Here is a 473-nt window from a genome sequence, read left to right as displayed (position 1 = left end):
GCGCCTCCACCGAGCACACCCCCGAGGCCTTCGACGCCGAGCACCCGCTCTACGTCATGTACACCTCCGGCACGACCGGCAAGCCCAAGGGCATCCTGCACACCACCGGGGGCTACCTGACCGGGGCGTCGTACACGCACAACGCGGTCTTCGACCTCAAGCCGGACACCGACGTCTACTGGTGCACCGCCGACATCGGCTGGGTCACCGGCCACTCCTACATCGTCTACGGACCGCTCGCCAACGGCGTCACGCAGGTGCTCTACGAGGGCACGCCCGACTCCCCCGAGCCGGGCCGCTGGTGGAAGATCATCCAGGACTACGGCGTCACGCTCTTCTACACGGCCCCGACCGCGATCCGGTCGTTCATGAAGCAGGGCCACGAGGTGCCCGACAAGTTCGACATGTCGTCGCTGCGGATCCTCGGCTCGGTCGGCGAGCCGATCAACCCCGAGGCCTACATCTGGTACCGC

General features: G+C 67.4%; 1 protein-coding gene. It reads left to right on the top strand.

Annotated elements, in window-relative coordinates; translation table 11 throughout:
- Positions 1 to 473 (top strand): AMP-binding protein (locus AC2YHB_RS25620; protein ID WP_487354879.1); only part of this gene is annotated, 473 nt, incomplete at both ends.

The organism is Nocardioides sp. SRI_004, assembly GCF_057586415.1.
Note: the sequence above shows the minus strand (reverse complement) of the source record. Positions and strands in the feature narration are given on the sequence as shown.